The organism is Arthrobacter sp. FX8, assembly GCF_026723805.1.
GTDB lineage: Bacteria > Actinomycetota > Actinomycetes > Actinomycetales > Micrococcaceae > Arthrobacter.
The window spans coordinates 4,095,433-4,111,976 of sequence record NZ_CP113505.1 but is presented as its reverse complement, the minus strand read 5'-3'; the positions used below and the strand labels follow the sequence as shown (position 1 = coordinate 4,111,976).

General features: G+C 66.6%; 16 protein-coding genes and 3 pseudogenes. 9 read left to right on the top strand and 10 right to left on the bottom strand.

Annotation, left to right across the window (positions count from 1 at the left end; all coding sequences use genetic code 11):
• On the top strand, positions 1–1,011 hold the full coding sequence (locus OUO20_RS19280; RefSeq protein WP_142069482.1) for an inorganic phosphate transporter: 1,011 nt from the start codon (positions 1–3) through the stop codon (positions 1,009–1,011).
• 210 nt (positions 1,012–1,221) lie between these two features.
• On the top strand, positions 1,222–1,629 hold the full coding sequence (locus OUO20_RS19275; protein ID WP_056388345.1) for a hypothetical protein: 408 nt from the start codon (positions 1,222–1,224) through the stop codon (positions 1,627–1,629).
• A gap of 27 nt (positions 1,630–1,656) precedes the next feature.
• Here OUO20_RS19275 and OUO20_RS19270 read toward each other — a convergent pair whose 3' ends face one another.
• The 5 genes from OUO20_RS19270 to pstS all read right to left on the bottom strand — a co-directional run bounded on the left by OUO20_RS19270 (position 1,657) and on the right by pstS (position 6,290).
• Positions 1,657–2,076, bottom strand: a complete 420-nt coding sequence (locus OUO20_RS19270) for a hypothetical protein (RefSeq protein WP_018770926.1) — start codon at positions 2,074–2,076, stop codon at positions 1,657–1,659.
• A gap of 92 nt (positions 2,077–2,168) precedes the next feature.
• The gene (gene pstB / locus OUO20_RS19265) at positions 2,169–2,948 is read right to left on the bottom strand and encodes a phosphate ABC transporter ATP-binding protein PstB (RefSeq protein ID WP_018770927.1); all 780 of its coding nucleotides are present in this window, start codon (positions 2,946–2,948) and stop codon (positions 2,169–2,171) included.
• 72 nt (positions 2,949–3,020) lie between these two features.
• A complete protein-coding gene (gene pstA / locus OUO20_RS19260) occupies positions 3,021–4,133 on the bottom strand; it encodes a phosphate ABC transporter permease PstA (RefSeq protein WP_018770928.1) in 1,113 nt (370 codons plus the stop codon).
• A complete protein-coding gene (pstC, locus tag OUO20_RS19255; RefSeq protein WP_268003470.1) occupies positions 4,134–5,051 on the bottom strand; it encodes a phosphate ABC transporter permease subunit PstC in 918 nt (305 codons plus the stop codon). It abuts the gene before it with no gap.
• 117 nt (positions 5,052–5,168) lie between these two features.
• Positions 5,169–6,290: a phosphate ABC transporter substrate-binding protein PstS gene (pstS, locus tag OUO20_RS19250; RefSeq protein WP_018770930.1), complete on the bottom strand. Its 1,122-nt coding sequence runs from the start codon at positions 6,288–6,290 to the stop codon at positions 5,169–5,171.
• Between the two features lie 250 nt (positions 6,291–6,540).
• On the opposite strand from pstS, the gene OUO20_RS19245 reads away from it, so the two are divergent.
• From OUO20_RS19245 to OUO20_RS19230, 5 genes and pseudogenes are all read left to right on the top strand, one after another.
• On the top strand, positions 6,541–7,668 hold the full coding sequence (locus tag OUO20_RS19245; RefSeq protein WP_018770931.1) for an FUSC family protein: 1,128 nt from the start codon (positions 6,541–6,543) through the stop codon (positions 7,666–7,668).
• 65 nt (positions 7,669–7,733) lie between these two features.
• Positions 7,734–9,106: pseudogene (gene radA, locus OUO20_RS19240) on the top strand (DNA repair protein RadA).
• A 123-nt stretch (positions 9,107–9,229) separates the two neighbouring features.
• A complete protein-coding gene (locus OUO20_RS19235) occupies positions 9,230–10,309 on the top strand; it encodes a hypothetical protein (RefSeq protein WP_268002441.1) in 1,080 nt (359 codons plus the stop codon).
• Positions 10,306–10,380, top strand: a pseudogene (locus OUO20_RS21605) (hypothetical protein); the annotation flags it as partial. The gene OUO20_RS19235 and the pseudogene OUO20_RS21605, both read left to right, overlap by 4 nt.
• Positions 10,381–10,917 (top strand): sensor histidine kinase, encoded by a 537-nt coding sequence (locus OUO20_RS19230; RefSeq protein ID WP_268002440.1) that lies wholly within the window; start codon positions 10,381–10,383, stop codon positions 10,915–10,917. It begins immediately after the preceding pseudogene.
• A gap of 67 nt (positions 10,918–10,984) precedes the next feature.
• On the opposite strand, the gene OUO20_RS19225 is transcribed toward OUO20_RS19230, so the two are convergent.
• Positions 10,985–11,224 (bottom strand): hypothetical protein, encoded by a 240-nt coding sequence (locus OUO20_RS19225; protein WP_056388356.1) that lies wholly within the window; start codon positions 11,222–11,224, stop codon positions 10,985–10,987.
• A gap of 135 nt (positions 11,225–11,359) precedes the next feature.
• On the opposite strand from OUO20_RS19225, the gene OUO20_RS19220 reads away from it, so the two are divergent.
• Positions 11,360–11,848, top strand: coding sequence for an NUDIX domain-containing protein (locus OUO20_RS19220; protein WP_018770935.1), 489 nt, complete (start codon positions 11,360–11,362; stop codon positions 11,846–11,848).
• 12 nt (positions 11,849–11,860) lie between these two features.
• Here OUO20_RS19220 and OUO20_RS19215 read toward each other — a convergent pair whose 3' ends face one another.
• The 4 genes and pseudogenes from OUO20_RS19215 to OUO20_RS19200 all read right to left on the bottom strand — a co-directional run bounded on the left by OUO20_RS19215 (position 11,861) and on the right by OUO20_RS19200 (position 15,403).
• Positions 11,861–12,262: a universal stress protein gene (locus tag OUO20_RS19215; protein WP_134165287.1), complete on the bottom strand. Its 402-nt coding sequence runs from the start codon at positions 12,260–12,262 to the stop codon at positions 11,861–11,863.
• On the bottom strand, positions 12,259–13,803 hold the full coding sequence (locus OUO20_RS19210) for a tripartite tricarboxylate transporter permease (RefSeq protein WP_018770937.1): 1,545 nt from the start codon (positions 13,801–13,803) through the stop codon (positions 12,259–12,261). Before OUO20_RS19210 ends, OUO20_RS19215 begins: the two co-directional genes overlap by 4 nt.
• A gap of 9 nt (positions 13,804–13,812) precedes the next feature.
• The gene (locus tag OUO20_RS19205; RefSeq protein ID WP_134165288.1) at positions 13,813–14,388 is read right to left on the bottom strand and encodes a tripartite tricarboxylate transporter TctB family protein; all 576 of its coding nucleotides are present in this window, start codon (positions 14,386–14,388) and stop codon (positions 13,813–13,815) included.
• 5 nt (positions 14,389–14,393) lie between these two features.
• A pseudogene (locus OUO20_RS19200) lies at positions 14,394–15,403 on the bottom strand (tripartite tricarboxylate transporter substrate binding protein).
• A gap of 150 nt (positions 15,404–15,553) precedes the next feature.
• On the opposite strand from OUO20_RS19200, the gene OUO20_RS19195 reads away from it, so the two are divergent.
• Positions 15,554–16,438: a LysR family transcriptional regulator gene (locus OUO20_RS19195; RefSeq protein ID WP_134165289.1), complete on the top strand. Its 885-nt coding sequence runs from the start codon at positions 15,554–15,556 to the stop codon at positions 16,436–16,438.
• The last annotated feature ends 106 nt before the right edge of the window (positions 16,439–16,544 follow it).

The following is a 16,544-nucleotide window of genomic DNA, read 5'->3' as shown; positions in this document are numbered from 1 at the left end:
GTGGCGGCAGTCATCTTCGCGGCGGTGGTCCTGCTGGCGGCGGCGTTTGCCTTCCTCAACGGCTTCCGCGATGCGTCCACCTCAGTGGCCCTTGCCGTCCGGAACCGGGCCCTCACCCCCAGCGTGGGCGTGCTCCTTGCCGCGTTCTTCAACTTTGTCGGCGCCCTGGTGAGCGCCCTGCTTGCCGTCGCCGCCAGCCAGACCTGGATCCATCTTCCCGCCGGGGCCGACGGGCTCACCATCCTGGTGGCCGGCCTGGCCAGCGCCTGCGCCTGGGGGCTGCTGATGTGGCGGCGGGGCATCCCCGCGTCCTCCACCCACGCCCTTGTGGGTGGTCTTGCCGGCGCAGGCCTTGCCAGCCTTGCCATCGGCGGCCCGGGGGTTGCCGGGGTGGACCAGTCGCTGCTGTTCCAAGTGGTGCTGCCCCTGGTGCTGTCCCCGCTTGTGGCCTACAGCGGTTCCTTCCTGCTGGTGTATCCGGCCACGTGGGTGGCCCGGTACACGCAGCCCAATGTGGTGAACCAGCGCTTTCGCAGGGGCCAGGCCGTTGCCGCCGGCGCGGTGGCCTTTGGCCACGGCCTGCAGGACGGCCAGCGCGTCAGCGCGGTACTGCTGCTGGCCCTCCTGGCGGCAGGCTATTCCGACGGCGGCATCCCCATGTGGGTGGCAGGACTCTCCGCGGTAATGATGACCGCCGGGACGCTCTTCGGCGGTTGGCGGATCTCGCACACCATCGGCTACAAGCTCACCAGGATCGACCCCCTGCGCGGATCGGTGGCCCAGACCTTCAGCGCACTGATGCTCTTTGTGGGCGCCATCGGGCTCCACTGGCCGCTCTCCACCACCCATACCGTCACCGCCGGGGCCCTGGGCGCCGGGGAGAACCAGAATTTTTCGGTAACGAACCGGAAGCTGGTGATCAGGATCCTGTGGCTCTGGGCCCTGACGCCCCTGGCCACCTGCGCCCTGGCCTTCGTGCTGGCCCTGGCCCTGTCCCCCGTTTCTGCCTAGCCCACCCCTGTCGAATCCACCCCCGGTGGGCCCTGGCAGCGGAGGGTGGAGCTCCCCTGTACAGGGGCACCCCCGTGACGTAGATTCGAAAAAAGCGCCCCGGGCCAAAGGTGCGGGGACCGGCGTCCGGGCCGCGTGCAGGGCCGCGGACGGGCAACCGCTGCAGCAACACGGCGGCTTGGATGCACACAGCGGAAAAGAGCAGGCGTCATGTCTTCCCCGTATTTCCGGCGCCCCCTGCCACAGCCACGGCAACTTCAGTGCGAGGCCTGCGGAACCGGGCACCAGCTGACCATTCATGCCATCACGTCCATCGGCGCCGCCGGCGGGGACCTTGTCACGGTTTCCTACACCTGCAACGACTGCAACCTGTTCCAGGAACACAGTGCCTTCGCTGCCGACGTGGCGGCCGCCCTGAACCAGGTCCGCTGGATGGCGAAAGTGATCCTCTTCGGGGACGAGTACATCCACTGCGGCTGCCCCATGGAGGAAGCGGAACACGAGGTTGAGCGGCTCTGCTATCGCAGCAGCAACACGGGCAGTGGCCTCAACGCGGTGTCCCTGCCCACCCGGGTCCTGCGCTGCCATTGCGGATTCCAGCTGGAAGTTCCGGAATAAGCCCGCCCGGGCCCGGGCGGGCGCCGGTCAGAGCTGGATGGCGGCCGGGCCATCGGTTTCGGCCATCAGGACGGCCGCGAGCTCCTCGGCGGTCAGGTTCGCCGCGGTGCAGAGTTCGTGGTGTGCCACTCCGGCCGCGGAGGCGTTGCGGACCGCCTGGTGCAGGGACTGCAGGGCGTTGTCCAGTTCCCACTGCATGCTTTCGAGGTGGGAGCTGGTGCGCCACACCTCCGACAGGACATCGCCCTCTTCCTCAAGGCCGGCCGCAGCCAGCCCGAGGTGTGGTTGAAGCTCAGGGGCCAGGGGGCCGGCGGCAAGGGGTCCTGCCAGGCCGGCGGCTGCGGCAAAGCCCTCCACGGGCAGCACGGCATCCCGGGCCGGTGCGCCCGGCCCGGGGACGGACACCGTAAGCTGTGGGCCCAGGGCGTTGCTGGCCGTCTGCGTCATGGCGAAACTCCTTTAGCTGACTTACTACTAGATTCAAAAGTATCTAGATGAGCGTACTAAACCGGCCAGTAGATCGCCAACGCTGGAGTGCCCTATCCGAAGCGGCCGGACACGTAGTCCTCAGTAGCCTTCTGGACGGGGTTGCTGAAGATCGTGTGGGTGTCGCCGTATTCGATCAGCTTGCCCGGCTTGCCGGTGCCCGCGATGTTGAAGAACGCCGTCCGGTCGGAAACCCGCGCGGCCTGCTGCATGTTGTGGGTAACGATCACCACCGTGTACTGGTCCTTGAGCTCATTGATGAGGTCCTCAATGGCCAGCGTGGAAATGGGGTCCAGGGCGGAGCACGGCTCGTCCATGAGGATCACCTGCGGCTCCACGGCGATGGCGCGGGCAATGCAGAGCCGCTGCTGCTGGCCGCCCGAAAGGCCGGAACCGGGCTTCTCCAGCCGGTCCTTGACCTCGTTCCAGAGGTTGGCGCCCTTGAGCGAGCGCTCCACCAGGACGTCGGCCTCACCCTTGGAGATCTTCTTGTTGTTCAGCTTGACGCCGGCCAGCACATTGTCGCGGATGGACATGGTGGGGAACGGGTTGGGGCGCTGGAAGACCATGCCGATCTGGGAGCGCACGGTGACGGGGTCCACGCCGGGGCCGTAGAGGTTGTCGCCGTCCAGCAGGACCTCACCCTCGACGCGCGCGCCGGGGATGACCTCGTGCATGCGGTTCAGGGTGCGGAGGAAGGTGGACTTTCCGCAGCCGGAGGGGCCAATGAACGCGGTGACGGACTTGGCCTCGATGTTGATGCTGACGTCCTCCACGGCAAGGAAATCGCCGTAGTACACGTTCAGGTCCTTGACGTCGATGCGCTTAGACATGGAGTTCCTTCACTTACTGGGTATGGATTGAAGTCTAGGATCCGCCGCGGTATGGCGGAAGGGAGGGCCTGGTTACCGGCCGGCTTTGGGGGCGAAGATCCTGGCGATCAGGCGGGCCACCAGGTTCAGGACCATCACCAGGATGATCAGCACCAGCGCCGCGCCCCAGGCCCGCTGCGAGGACGGGTCCGGGTTGGAGGGCGAGGTGGGGTTGAGGATCTGGGTGTAGATGAACGTGGGCAGCGATGCCATCCAGCCGCCAAAGACGTTCGAGTTGATGCTGGTGGCAAAACCGGCGGTGACCAGGATGGGCGCCGTCTCGCCGATGACCCGGGCAATCGCCAGGGTGACGCCGGACGCGATGCCTGAAATCGCCGTCGGAATAACCACCTTGAGGATGGTGCGCCACTTGCGCACGCCCAGGGCGTAGGCGGCCTCGCGGAGTTCGTTGGGGACGATCTTGAGCATTTCCTCGCTGGAGCGGACCACCACGGGGATCATCAGCACCGACAGCGCGACGGCGGCCACCGCACCGGTCTTGGTGCCCGGGCCCACCACCACGAAGAAGAACGCGGCAGCGAACAGGCCCGCCACGATGGAGGGGATGCCGGTCATGACGTCCACGAAGAACGTGATGGCCCTGGCCAGGCGGCCGTCGTGGCCGTACTCCACCAGGTAGATGGCGGTGAGCAGCCCCACCGGAACGGAAATCATGGTGGCAAGCAAGGTGATCTGCACCGTGCCCAGGAGGGCGTGGTAGATGCCGCCCATCACCGGGCCGCCGCTTTCCACGGCCTTGTTGTCATAGGCGCCCGTGACGCCGTTCATGGAGGTGGTGAGGAACCCGGGGTCCATAAGACCCGGGATGCCGTTCACCAGCACCGTCCAGATCACCGAAACCAGGGGCAGGAGGGCCACCAGGAACGAGCCCACCACCAGGCAGGTGGCCAGCTTGTCCTTGGCCTTGCGGGACCCTTCCACCACTGCGCTCCAGGACACCAGGCCGATGGCGAACAGGATCGCGGAGACCAGTCCCCAGCCGAACGCATTGAAGCCGACCAGGGCCAGGATGGCGGCGCCAACAATCAGGGCCGCAGCCAGGACGGCGTAGGGGGCATACTTGGGCAGCTGGCCCTTGGTGAGCGCCGACCGCTTGCTGCGGACGGGGGTAAGCGTGGAGGTCATTTAGTTGGCTCCCGAGAATTCTTTGTGCCGGGTGATGACCCAGCGGGCGATCATGTTCACGGCCAGGGTGATGACGAACAGGACCAGGCCGGCGGCGATCAGCGTGCTGACCCTGATGCCGCTGGCTTCCGGGAAGTTCAGGGCGATCTCGGCAGCGATGGTTTGGTTGCCGGACTGGATCAGGCTGGCCGTCAAAGCGCCGGAGGACAGGACCAGGGCAACGGCCATGGTTTCGCCCAGCGCGCGGCCCAGGCCCAGCATGACGGCGCTGATGATGCCCGGCCTGCCGAAGGGCAGCACTGCCATCTTGATCATTTCCCAGCGGGTAGCGCCCAGGGCCAACGCGGCTTCTTCATGCAGCTTGGGGGTCTGCAGGAAAATCTCGCGCGACAGCGAGGTGATGATCGGCAGGACCATGACCGCCAGGACGATGCCTGCGGTGAGGATTGTCTTGCCGGTGGTGGATGCCGGACCCTGGAAGATGGGAAGCCAGCCCATGTTGGCCGCCAGCCAGACGTACGCCGGAGAGATTTCCTTTGCCAGGAACGCTGCACCCCAGGCACCGTAGACCACGGACGGAATGGCGGCGAGCAGGTCAACCACATAGCCCAGTCCGGAGGCAAGGCGGCGCGGTGCGAAGTGTGAGATGAACAGCGCCACGCCAATGGCGATGGGGGTGGCGATGACCAGTGCGATGACGGCCGCGATGAGAGTGCCGATCACGATGGGCCAGATGTAGGCGAAAAAGCCCTGGCCGCCCTGGATCTTGTCGGCGGGCGCGGTCAGGGCGGGAACTGCCTGGACAACCAGGAACAGTGCGACGCCGAAGAGGACGGCAAGGATCAGGCACCCGGCTGCCAGCGTGGCGCCGGAAAAGACTTTATCCCCGGCGCGTCCGGCGCCTTGGGTACTTGTCAGGGGGTGGCGGTCATTCGACGGCCCTTCGAGTCGTTGCTGGATTGGGAATGCAGGGTGCAAAGCCAAGTTCCCCGCACTGCCTTCCGGCAGGCGGGGAACCCGGTTTCGCAGCGATGGCTAGGACTTGGCCTTGATCGAGTCGATCGCCTTGACAGCCTTGGCTGCGAGGTCCGAGGACAGCGGAGCGGACTTGGCCGAGTCTGCTGCGGCCTTCTGGCCTTCAGCGGAAACTACGTAGTGCTCGAAGGCCTTGACCAGGTCCACGGTCTCCTGCTTGTCGTACGTGGTGCACAGGACGTGGAAGGACACCAGGACGATCGGGTAGGCGCCTTCGATGGTGGTCTTGCGGTCCAGCTTGATGGACAGGTCGTTGGCGGCGCGGCCTTCAACCGGCTTGCCGGCGTCCACTGCCTTGGCGGCAGCATCGGCGGAGATCTTGGTGAAGGACTCGCCCACCTTGATCTGGGCCACGCCCAGCTTGCCGCTCACGGCGGAGTCGTCGGCGTAGGTCACGGCACCGGGGGTGTCCGTCACGGTCTTGACCACGCCGGAGGTTCCCTTGGCGTTCTCACCCTGCAGGCTGGCAGGCCAGACGCCGGCGGCCTTGTCGGTCCAGACGTCGGACGCAGCGGCGGCCAGGTAGTCGGTGAAGTTCTGGGTGGTGCCCGAGTCGTCGGAGCGGTTCACCGGGGTGACCTTGAGGTCGGGCAGGGAGACGCCGGCGTTCAGGGCGGCGATGGCGGGGTCGTTCCACTTGGTGATCTGGCCGCGGAAGATCTTGGCCACGGTGGTGGCGTCAAGCTTCAGGTCCGTGACGCCGGGAACGTTGAAGGCCACAGCGATCGGGGAGATGTAGACCGGGACGTTGATGGCGCCGTCGGGGCCGCAGACGGACTTGGAGGAGGCGTATTCGTCATCCTTCAGGTACGCGTCGGAGCCGGCGAACTGGGCCGAGCCGTCCAGGATGGCTTTGCGGCCTGCTCCGGAGCCGTCCGGGGAGTACTGCACGGTGGCGCCGGAGTTGGCGGAGGCAAAGTTGGTCTTCCAGGCGTCCATGGCGGCGCCCTGGGCGGAGGAGCCGATGCCGGTCAGCGTGCCGGTGACCTTGGTGCCGCCGGCGGACTGGCTGCCGGCAGGAGCGGTGCCCGTGGCATTGTCTGAACCGCAGGCGCTGAGCGCGAGTGCGCCGGCTGCGATGACAGCGATAGCCGCGTGGCGGCCGAAGCGGAGTGCCTTCACTTAGATGTACCCCTTCCAGGGTTATTCAGGTGCGGGACAGGGCCGGAGAACCCTGCTGCGCGATGCGTACGGTGTGTACCTTTCAGTAAGTTATGGGCTGCAGGTAACGGGATGGGCTGTCCAAAGTGAACGGAGGATTAACGACGGCGGGATATTGGCTGACAAATGCCGGGTCACCATTGCGCGGATCACAGGTCCGGCCGTAGTGGCCTGCCCGGGTGCTCCACCGCCACTGAATAGACTTGAACCCATGGCAATCGAAGCAGGACTCTCGGCAACCCAACGGTTCCTGCGCAGCCGCGTCCGGACCGGCCTGATCCGGAGCCGCAACTCGTTCGTCCCTGCCATCCAGATGACCGTCTGCGCGGTGGGCGCCTACGCCTTCGCGGAATACGTCCTGGGCCACTCCGGCCCGCTGTTTGCCGCCACCTCCTCGCTGATCGCGCTCGGGTTTTCGCGGGAACCGCGGCTGCGGCGCGTGATGGAAGTGGGCCTGGGCTGCACCATCGGGATCGCCGTTGGCGACCTGCTCCTGCACTGGCTGGGCGGGGAAATCTGGGTGGCCGCCGTCGTTCTTCTCTTCTCCATCCTGCTGGCGCGGTTCCTTGACAGCGGGAACATCTTCACCACCCAGCTGGCCCTGCAGTCGCTGCTGGTGGTGCTGCTTCCGGCGCCGTCGGGCGGACCGTTCACCCGGAGCATCGATGCGGTGGTGGGCGGCCTGTGCGCCCTGCTGGTGACCATCCTCATGCCCAAGGACCCACGGCGGGAACCACGCCGCGACGTCCAGAAACTGCTGCACGAACTGGCGGAAGTGCTGCGGGAATGCGCCTCCGCGCTGGCCAACAGCGACTCGACCCAAGCGTGGCATGCGCTGATCCGCGGCAGGAACTGCCAGCCCCTGGTCGATGCCATGCGGCAGTCGCTGCGGGCCTCCGGGGAAGTTGCCACGCTGGCGCCCGCCTACCGCCGGCACCGGGATGAACTGGACCGGCTCAAGCAGTCGCTGGACTTCATCGACCTGGCCCTGCGCAACAGCCGAGTCTTTGCGCGGCGGCTCACCAGCGCCATCAACCACGCCGCCCTCTCGGACGAGGCCACGGACAGCATCGCGGAGGTGCTGCAGGAGACCGCTGCCGCGATTGATGAGCTTTCGCTGGGCCTTGCGGAATCGCACGACGGCGTCCGCCGCGCCCATCTGCGTACGGCCCGGCGCGACCTGAGCGAAATCGCCCTTCGCCTGCACCCCAAACTCCTGGAGGTGCAGCGGCTGGAGGGCGAAACGGTGGTGATGCTGTTCCGGCCACTGATGGTGGATCTGCTGGAGGCCACGGGCATGGACGCGGACGAGGCCAGGGACGTACTGCCCGCACTGTAGGCGGGATGGGCCGGGCCCAGCGCGGGGTGGGCCCGATGTCGGTGCCCGCCACTAGGGTTGGACGCATGGCAACAAAGACTTCCCGGGCCTCCAAGGCGCCCGCATACAAATGCGCCGAATGCGGCTGGACCACCGTGAAGTGGGTGGGCCGCTGCGGCGAGTGCCAGGCGTGGGGCACGGTTGAGGAAACAGGCACGGCGGTGGCGCGGACCACCGCGGCCACAACAGTCGTGGAGCCGGCGCGGCGGATCGCGGACGTGGACGCCACCACCGCGGCGTTCCTGCCAACAGGGGTGGATGAACTGGACAGGGTGCTGGGCGGCGGACTGGTTCCCGGCGCCGTCATCCTGCTGGCGGGTGAGCCCGGGGTCGGCAAGTCCACCCTGCTGCTGGACGTTGCCGCCAAGTTCGCGCGGACAGCCCAGGACGTCCTGTATGTCACCGGCGAAGAGTCGGCCGCCCAGGTGAAGCTGCGGGCGGAGCGGATCGACGCCGTCGCCGAATCCCTCTACCTGTCCGCGGAGACGGACCTTGGGCAGGCGCTGGGGCAGGTGGAGAAGATCGAACCGCGGCTGCTGATCGTGGACTCGGTGCAGACGCTCAGCAGCGCGGACGTGGACGGCAGTGCCGGTGGCGTGTCCCAGGTCCGGGAAGTGGCGGCTTCCATCATTGCCGCAGCCAAGCGGCGGAACATGACAACCCTGCTGGTGGGCCACGTCACGAAGGACGGTTCCATTGCCGGACCGCGGCTGCTGGAACACCTGGTGGACGTGGTGTGCCAGTTCGAAGGTGAGCGGCACTCCCGGCTGCGGCTGCTCCGTGCCGTGAAGAACCGGTACGGGCCCACGGATGACGTGGGCTGCTTCGACCTGAATGAAAACGGCATCGAGGGCCTGGCCGATCCCAGCGGGCTGTTCGTCAGCCGCACCAAGGATCCGGTTTCCGGGACCTGCATCACCGTCACCATGGAGGGGCGCCGCCCCTGCTGGCGGAGGTGCAGTCGCTGCTGGCGGAAAGCCCCAACTCTCAGCCGCGGCGGGCCACCAGCGGGCTGGACAGTTCCCGGGTGTCCATGCTCCTGGCCGTGCTGCAGCAGCGCGCAGGGACCCAGCTGCACAAGGACGATTCGTACGTTGCCACCGTGGGCGGGGTGAAGCTCAGCGAACCGGCAACGGACCTTGCGGTGGCCCTCGCCGTGGCGTCGGCCAAGGCCCGCAAGCCCCTGCCTGTCCGGCTGATCGCCTTCGGCGAGGTGGGGCTGGCCGGTGAAGTCCGGCCAGTACCAGGCATCAACCAGCGCATCCAGGAGGCGCACCGGCTGGGATTCACCCACGCCGTGGTCCCGGCCAGCCACACCGGCCCGGGCCCTGTGCCTGCAGGGTTTTCGGTCCGGGAAGTGGAACACCTCACGGAAGCGCTCAGCCTCCTGATCGGGTAGCGGCAGGAGATTGCCGGCGCCCACGGAACGCCCTGCCCTGGTTTCTGCAGGGCTTTCGGCGGGTACTGTTGGTGCAAAACCTTCTTGCAGACGGAGGCTTTTGGTTTCTGCGCTGGGGGAAGCATGGCAATCAAGGAACAGCAGGGCACCGCGGACCGTGCGGGCCGTGCACGCATGGCGCCTGTGCAGCCGGTTGTGTCGGACCGGATTGACGGGCTGCTCGAAGGCCTGAGCATCCGGAAGCGCGTGGCCGCAAGCCAGCTGCCGGTCACGGCCACGGTTGCACTCGTGGTGATCGCCACTGCAATCTTCAGCCCGGAGACGTTCGACGACAACCTGTTCGTGGCGGCGCTGCTCTTCCACCTGGCAATCGCCGCGGCGTGCTTTGCAACACCGTGGGGCCGGCTCCCTGCAGGTGCGTTCGCCGTCATCCCACTGCTCGACTGCCTGGCCATCGGGTTCACCCGTGAGGCGGGAGGCCCGCCCTTCAACGTCCTCAGCATCATGCTGGTGTTCCCCGTCATCTGGCTCTCCGTCCACGACCGGCCGTACATGCCTGTCCTGGCCATGGCCGGGGCAGTCCTCAGTACCGTGGTTCCGTCTGTTGTCCAGGGCTCCCCGGTGCTGGGGGGATCGATGATCAGGACCCTGATCCTTCCCCTGGTCCTGTCAGTCATAGCGGTGACCGCGCATGTGATGGCCACAACCATCCGGCGCCAGCGGATCAAGCTCATGGAAAACGAACTGCACCTGGGCCGAACACTCGGTGAAAGCGTCCGCCGGCAGGCCCTGCTCGACGCAGTGCTCAGGGCGGTTGGCTTGGGCGTTTGGGTGGTGGACGCCAAAGGGAACACGGTGCTGGCAAACAGGGCAATGCACGCGGACCCTGCCCTTGCCGGCGTCATCAGCCCGGCAGGGGGCCAGGCACCCCTGATGTCCGCCGACCGCTCCACTCCAGTGCCGGCAAACCTGCTTCCCGCTGCCCGCGCCGCAGCGGGAGAAGCCTTCATTGACGAGCTGTACTGGGCCGGCCCGGCGGACCGGCAGCGCGCCTATTCCGTGAGCTCGCACGGGTTTCCTCCGGCGGGCGGGCAGGAAGGCGGCGCCGTCATCACGTTTGTGGACGTCACCAGCCTGATCGGTGCGCTGGCGGCCAAGGACAACTTCGTTGCCACGGTTTCGCACGAGCTGCGGACCCCCTGACATCCATCCTCGGCTACCTGGAACTGGTCCTGGACGAACCCGGGCATGAGGACATCCGCGACGAGCTCCTGGTGGTGCGCCGGAATGCCGAACACCTGCTGGGACTCGTCAACGACCTCATTGCGGTCGCCTCGGAACGCGTGGACCTCGCGCTGGAGCAGGCGGACCTTGCCCGGCTGGTGGCCCGGGAGGTGGACGCAGCTTCGCCCACGGCTGCCGGCAACGGACTGCAGCTGGTGCTCGATGTGGAGCAGCCGCTTCATGCCAGGATGGATCCGGCACGGATCGGCCAGGTGATCCGGAACCTGCTTTCGAACGCCATCAAGTACTCCCCCAACGGCGGCCTGATAACCGCCCGGGCCTTCCGGACCCGGGAGGGCCTGGCCTGCTCCATCACGGACACCGGCTTGGGGATGACCGGGGAGGAGCAGGAGCAGGCCTTCAGCAAGTTCTTCCGTTCGGCCCGGTCGCGTGAAACCGCCATTCCCGGCGCCGGCCTGGGCCTGCCGGTGAGCAAGACCATTGTTGAGGGCCACGGCGGATCAATCAGCCTGGAGAGTGAACCCGGCCGGGGTACCAGGGCAACATTCATCCTGCCGGAATCCTGACCCGCCATCGCAGGGAGCTCCCGTTCTGCCCCTCAGGAGGAACCGCGCCGTCGGCAGGCGACGTGGGTCAGGAACCCGTGCCGGCCAGCCAGTTGGAAACGTCGCTGCGCAGCACGAGAAGGGGGCCCCCGGTGGCGCTCACGTTGCCGTTCACCACGTAATAGCCGCGGCCCGATCCGGCTCCCCCGGCGGCACGGTCCAGGGCATCCACCAGATGCCGCGGCAGGTGGCCCTGCGGCCCAAGGCTGCGGAGTTCATCGACTTCTTCGGGCGTAAGCCGCCCCAAAACCTCGGCAATGTTGGCCATGAGTGGTCCCGTCCCTTTCGACCAGAGTGCCTGGCAGAGTGCCTGAAGGAATAACCTAAAGCAGGGCCGTGAACTCCACGTTAACGGCGGACGGCAACTTCCTTTCCTGTTCCCAGCGGCTTTCTTGGAGGATCAATGCCCATTCGAAGCGCCGGCATCCTGCTGTACCGGCAGGACCCGGCCATGCCCGCCGGCGCCCGGGAGGGCCTGCAGGTGTGGATCGCCCACATGGGCGGCCCGTTCTGGGCCCGCAAGGACGCGCATGCCTGGTCGATTCCGAAAGGCGAATACAGCGAGGGCGAAGACCCACGCGCTGCCGCGCTGCGCGAGTTCGCCGAGGAAATGGGCACCGCGGCCCCGGACGCCGAGTACCGGCTTCTGGGCGATTTCCGGCAACCGTCCGGAAAGCTCATCACGGTCTTCGCGGCCCAGGCCGACTTCGCCCCGGCCGTGATCAGCAGCAACACGTTTCCGCTGGAATGGCCCAAGGGGTCCGGCAGGATCCAGCATTACCCCGAAATCGACGACGCCCGCTGGTTCCCCGAGCAGGAGGCGCGGCTCAAGCTCGTGAAGGGCCAGCTGCCCATCCTTAGTGCCCTGGTCAGCGACGCCGCGCTGGCGTGAAGCCCCGACCCATTAAGAACGCACCCCTGCCTTCACGGCCAGCACCGGCCGGTCCGCCTGCATCAGGATCTGCTGGGCGTGGCTGCCGAGGATGAACTTGCCCACCTGGGTGCGGTGGCGGAGGCCGATCACGATCAGCGAAGCATCAACTTCCCTGGCCACGTCCAGGAACTCGTCCGCCAGGTCGTGCTCGTACGGCGGCTGAATGACGGTGGCATTGACTCCGGCGTCGGCCGCCTTTTTCGCGGCCTGGGCCAGGACGTCCTCCGGGGCCACGGACTTGTCCACCAGCGCCCCCTGGCCGGCGGAGTTCACGATGTACAGGTCCTTTTGCCGGAGCCGCGCTTCGGCGATCCCGGCGGCGAGGGCTGCCTCGCCGGCAGGCGTGGGGACGAACCCAACGATGATGCTCATACCTTCTCCTTGATGTTGTTGGTGCTGTCCGTGGCGGAGGCGACTGCCGCCGTCGTGCCCTTGCGCTTGGCCAGCATGCTGCGGAGGCCCGGCAGCACGGCCACCAGCACGAAGACCACCAGCAGTGTTGCCGAGATGGGGCGGGTGAAGAAGCCGGTGGCGTCGCCGCCGAAGACCAGCAGGGAGCGGCGCAGTGAGCTTTCCAGCAGCTCGCCGAGGACGAAGGCCAGAACCAGCGGACCGGGCTCGAAGCCGAACTTCTTCATCAGGTAGCCCACCACGCCGAAGAACACCACCAGGGTCACGTCGAACATGCTGTTGTTGATGGTGTAGGCCCCCAGCAGGGTGATCAGGGCGGTGACCGGCGCCAGGATGGCTGCCCGGACGCGGAGGATGCGGACGAAGATCCCCACCAGGGGCAGGCTCATGATCAGCAGCAGGATGTTGCCGATGTACATGGAGTTGACCACGCCCCAGAAGAGCTCCGGGTTCTGTTCCACCAGCTGCGGGCCAGGCGTCACACCCTGGATCAGCAGCGCGCCGAACATCAGCGCCATGGTGGCGTTGGCGGGAATGCCAAGGGTCAGCAGCGGGATGAACGACGACGTTGCCGCCGCGTTGTTCGCGGTTTCCGGGCCGGCCACGCCTTCCGGTGCGCCCTTGCCGAACCGCTCCGGCTGCTTGGCCCGTTTCTTCTCCATGGCATACGAGGCCATGGAAGCGATGGTGGCGCCGCCGCCGGGCAGAATGCCCAGGAAGAAGCCCAGGACCGAGCCGCGGGTAATGGCTCCCGATGCCTGCTTGAGGTCGGACCTGGAGGGCCAGACATTCGAGACCTTCGACGGCGCCTTGGCAGCCCGGTGCCGCTCCTCGAGGTTGTAGAGGATCTCGCCCAGTCCGAAGAGGCCCATGGCGATGGGCACGAAGTCGATCCCGTCCGCGAGCTGCAGGCTGCCGAAGGTGAAGCGGCTTTCGCCGGTAAAGATATCGCGGCCGACGGTAGCGAGCAGGAGTCCGACGGCGGCCGCGATGAGTGCCTTGGCCTTGGCGCCTCCGCTGATGGTTGCCACCAGCAGGATGCCCAGCAGCGCCAGCGCGGAGTACTCCGCGGGTCCGAAGTCGAGCGCGAAGCCCGCCACCACGGGAGCCAGGAAGGTCAGGCCGATAATCGAGGCGGTTCCGCCGATGAAGGACCCAATGGCCGCCAGGCCCAGGGCCGTGCCGGCCTTGCCCTGCCTGGCCATCTGGTACCCGTCGAAGACGGTGACCACGGAGGATGCCTCACCGGGAAGCCGGAGCAGGACGGACGTGATGGTGCCACCGTACTGGGCGCCGTAGAAGATGCCGGCGAGCATGATGATGGCGGTGACCGGCTCCACGCTGTAGGTCAGCGGAAGCAGGATGGCGATGGTGGCGGCCGGGCCCAGCCCGGGCAGCACGCCGATCAGCATGCCGATCACCACGCCAATCAGGCAGTAGAGAAGGTTCATTGGTTCCAGGACGACGGAAAAACCGTTGATCACAGGATTGAGGAAATCCACGGCGGTCTCCTAGAAGAGGTGGGGGATGGAAGTGCCCAGCGCCAGCACGAAGATCCCGTAGAAGGACGCGACGACGATGGCACTGATCACGAGGGTGGAACGCCAGGTCTCGCTGCCCAGGAACTTCATCCAGATGATGCACAGGATGAGGGCGGGAATCTCGAACCCGATCAACGGCATCAGCGCCACCATGGCGGCCAGCGTGGCCAGGCCAGTGAGGGGCGCGAAGGACATCCGGGTGAACTTCTCCGCGTCCCGGTTGTGCCGGCCCCACACCAGCTGGAAGGTGGCCAGGGCCACCATCACGCAGCTGGTCAGGAAGGGCCACAGCCCCGGTTCGGGCTTCTCCGGAGTGCCAAGGCCCATGGAAACTGACAGCGCCAGGGCGGCGGTTCCGACGGCGAGCACCACCAGGGATGAGGCCGCGTTGGCGAGCGGGCCTGCAGCGGGAGGCTTTTCCTCCTCCCACTGCGCAGCCAGCTCTTCGGGGGTCAGGGCCTCGGGCAGGTCTTCCGGGCCGTCACTGCCGGGCGGAAGGGCGGAGCTGCCGCCCCGCCCGGCAGCCACTGCTGGAGTAGTCCCCATGGCCGTTACTTGTTCCCGTTGAGGCTGATGCCGTACTTCTCCACCAGGGACTTGTACTTCGCGGCATAGTCCTTCCACTGCGTTACCACTTCCTCGCCGGAGATCTCCTTGGGCGTCAGGAGGTTCTTCTTGTTGAACTCCTGGTAGGCGTCGGTCTTGAACGTGTCCTTGAATGCCGCGGCGAGCTTGTCCTTGACCTCCTGGGGAGTGCCCTTGGGAGCCGCGACCGCACGGTACTGTGCCACGGGAACGTCGTAGCCGGCTTCCTTGGCGGATGGAACGTCAGGCAGGAAGCTGTTGCGCCCTTCGGAGAAGACCAGCAGAGGGGTGACTTTTCCGGCCTGGATCTGTGCCATGGCTTCGCCCAGCTGGACAGTGGCCAGCTCCACCTGGTTGCCCAGGACGGCGGTCAGTGCCGGCTTACCACTGTCGAACGGCACATCGGTGCCCTGCACGTTGGCCTGCTTGAACAGGACGGTCTGGGCCAGCTGGCTGCCCGTGCCCACGCCGGTGGTCCCGAACGTGACGTTCCGGCCGGCGGCGGTGACGTCCTTGAAGCTCCTGAACCCGGAGCCCTGGCTGGCCACCAGCACGTAGTCGTCCTGCGAAAGTCCAGTGATGATGTCCAGGTCGTCGAGGTTCACTGCCTCGTCCTTGCTCACGGCAAGGGGGTGATGGTGACCAGGGAGGCTGTGAGGAGTACCAGCTCCTGGCCGTCGGCCGTCTTGCCGGCAACTTCCTTGGTGGCGAGGGCGCCGTTGGCGCCCGGCTTGTTCACCACGGGCATCGGGGCTCCGAGGGTCTTGGCGGCGCCGTCTGCAAGCGCCCTGGCGATCAGGTCCGTGCTGCCGCCGGCGGCCTGTCCCACGGTCATTGTTACGGGCCCGGCCGGGTACTTGGACGGGTTGCCGGCTGCGGCTCCGCCGGCAACGTTGCCGCCGCAGGCTGTCAGTGCCAGCAGGGTGAAGGCCGACGCCGTTCCGAGAACGGCGCGGCGGGACGGGAAGTGCATCATTGGGACTCCTAGGTGCAAGCGCAGGTGCGGGCTGGGACGCCCGGTACATCTGTGAAGCGGGTCACCCCCGCCTCGCTGTGTTGAGTGTAGGGAGCAGTTATGATGCCTGTCTAAGCCCATATCTGCATCATTTGATACCCGGAAGGCATCATGTTCACTTTCGACCAACTGGCCGGATTCATCGCCGTAGCGGAGGAACTCCACTTCGGCAGGGCGGCAGAACGCCTGAATATGACGCAGCCGCCACTGAGCCGGCAAATCCAGAAACTCGAAAAGGCCGTGGGCGCCGAACTGCTGGAGCGGGACAACAGGAAAGTGGAGCTGACATCTGCCGGCCGGACGTTCCTGGACGAGGCCCGCCGGCTCATGGCACTCGCGGAGCGGGCACCTGTCACCGCACGCCGCATCGCTTCCGGCAAATCCGGCGTCCTGCGGATAGGCTTCACCGCGGCCAGCGGCTTCAGCATCCTGGGTCCGCTGCTGGAGGAACTCGCGGGCATCATCCCCGATGTGGACATCGAGCTGCAGGAACTGGTGACCGGAGACCAGTTGGCCGGGCTGCTGACGGGCGAACTGGACCTGGGGCTGGCACGGCCGCCGTTCGACCGGGAGACCTTTGACTCGCATCTCCTCTACCGCGAGTCCATGATGCTGGCCGTCCCCGAGGGGCACCCGCTGACGAAGCTGGAGCGGAGCATTGCCGCGGACGATTTCAGCGATGAGCCCCTGATCATGCACTCGGCCACCCAGGCCCGCTACTTCTATGACCTGTTGGTGCGCATGCTCCCCATCCGCCACACCAACGTGGTGCACACGGTGAGCCAGATCCTCACCATGGTGTCGCTGGTGGCGGCCAAGCGCGGGCTGGCCTTCGTGCCCCACTCGGCCACCATGCTAGGTATCCGCGGCGTTGAATTCCTCCCACTGGAGGGTGGCGACCACGAACAGGTGGAGCTGCATGCGCTGTGGAACCGGAGGATCACCAATCCTGCGCTGTCGCGCCTCCTTCGGGACCTTGAGTTCGCCATGGAGTAACCGGCGCCCCTCCGGTCAGTAATGCAGCAAAGGTATCAACGCATACAAAAAGGAACTTAGACAGGCATCGACGGCGCTCCTACTGTGGGAAAGGAAACATCAGCCT

Excerpts from the sequence above, each read along its gene's own strand:
- OUO20_RS19270 (WP_018770926.1), bottom strand. The coding sequence starts at position 2,076 with ATGACGCAGACGGCCAGCAACGCCCTGGGCCCACAGCTTACGGTGTCC.
- pstB (WP_018770927.1), bottom strand. The coding sequence starts at position 2,948 with ATGTCTAAGCGCATCGACGTCAAGGACCTGAACGTGTACTACGGCGAT.
- OUO20_RS19275 (WP_056388345.1), top strand. The coding sequence starts at position 1,222 with ATGTCTTCCCCGTATTTCCGGCGCCCCCTGCCACAGCCACGGCAACTT.
- OUO20_RS19225 (WP_056388356.1), bottom strand. The coding sequence starts at position 11,224 with ATGGCCAACATTGCCGAGGTTTTGGGGCGGCTTACGCCCGAAGAAGTC.
- OUO20_RS19245 (WP_018770931.1), top strand. The coding sequence starts at position 6,541 with ATGGCAATCGAAGCAGGACTCTCGGCAACCCAACGGTTCCTGCGCAGC.
- OUO20_RS19220 (WP_018770935.1), top strand. The coding sequence starts at position 11,360 with ATGCCCATTCGAAGCGCCGGCATCCTGCTGTACCGGCAGGACCCGGCC.
- OUO20_RS19235 (WP_268002441.1), top strand. The coding sequence starts at position 9,230 with ATGGCAATCAAGGAACAGCAGGGCACCGCGGACCGTGCGGGCCGTGCA.
- pstA (WP_018770928.1), bottom strand. The coding sequence starts at position 4,133 with ATGACCTCCACGCTTACCCCCGTCCGCAGCAAGCGGTCGGCGCTCACC.
- OUO20_RS19195 (WP_134165289.1), top strand. The coding sequence starts at position 15,554 with ATGTTCACTTTCGACCAACTGGCCGGATTCATCGCCGTAGCGGAGGAA.
- OUO20_RS19215 (WP_134165287.1), bottom strand. The coding sequence starts at position 12,262 with ATGAGCATCATCGTTGGGTTCGTCCCCACGCCTGCCGGCGAGGCAGCC.
- OUO20_RS19205 (WP_134165288.1), bottom strand. The coding sequence starts at position 14,388 with ATGGGGACTACTCCAGCAGTGGCTGCCGGGCGGGGCGGCAGCTCCGCC.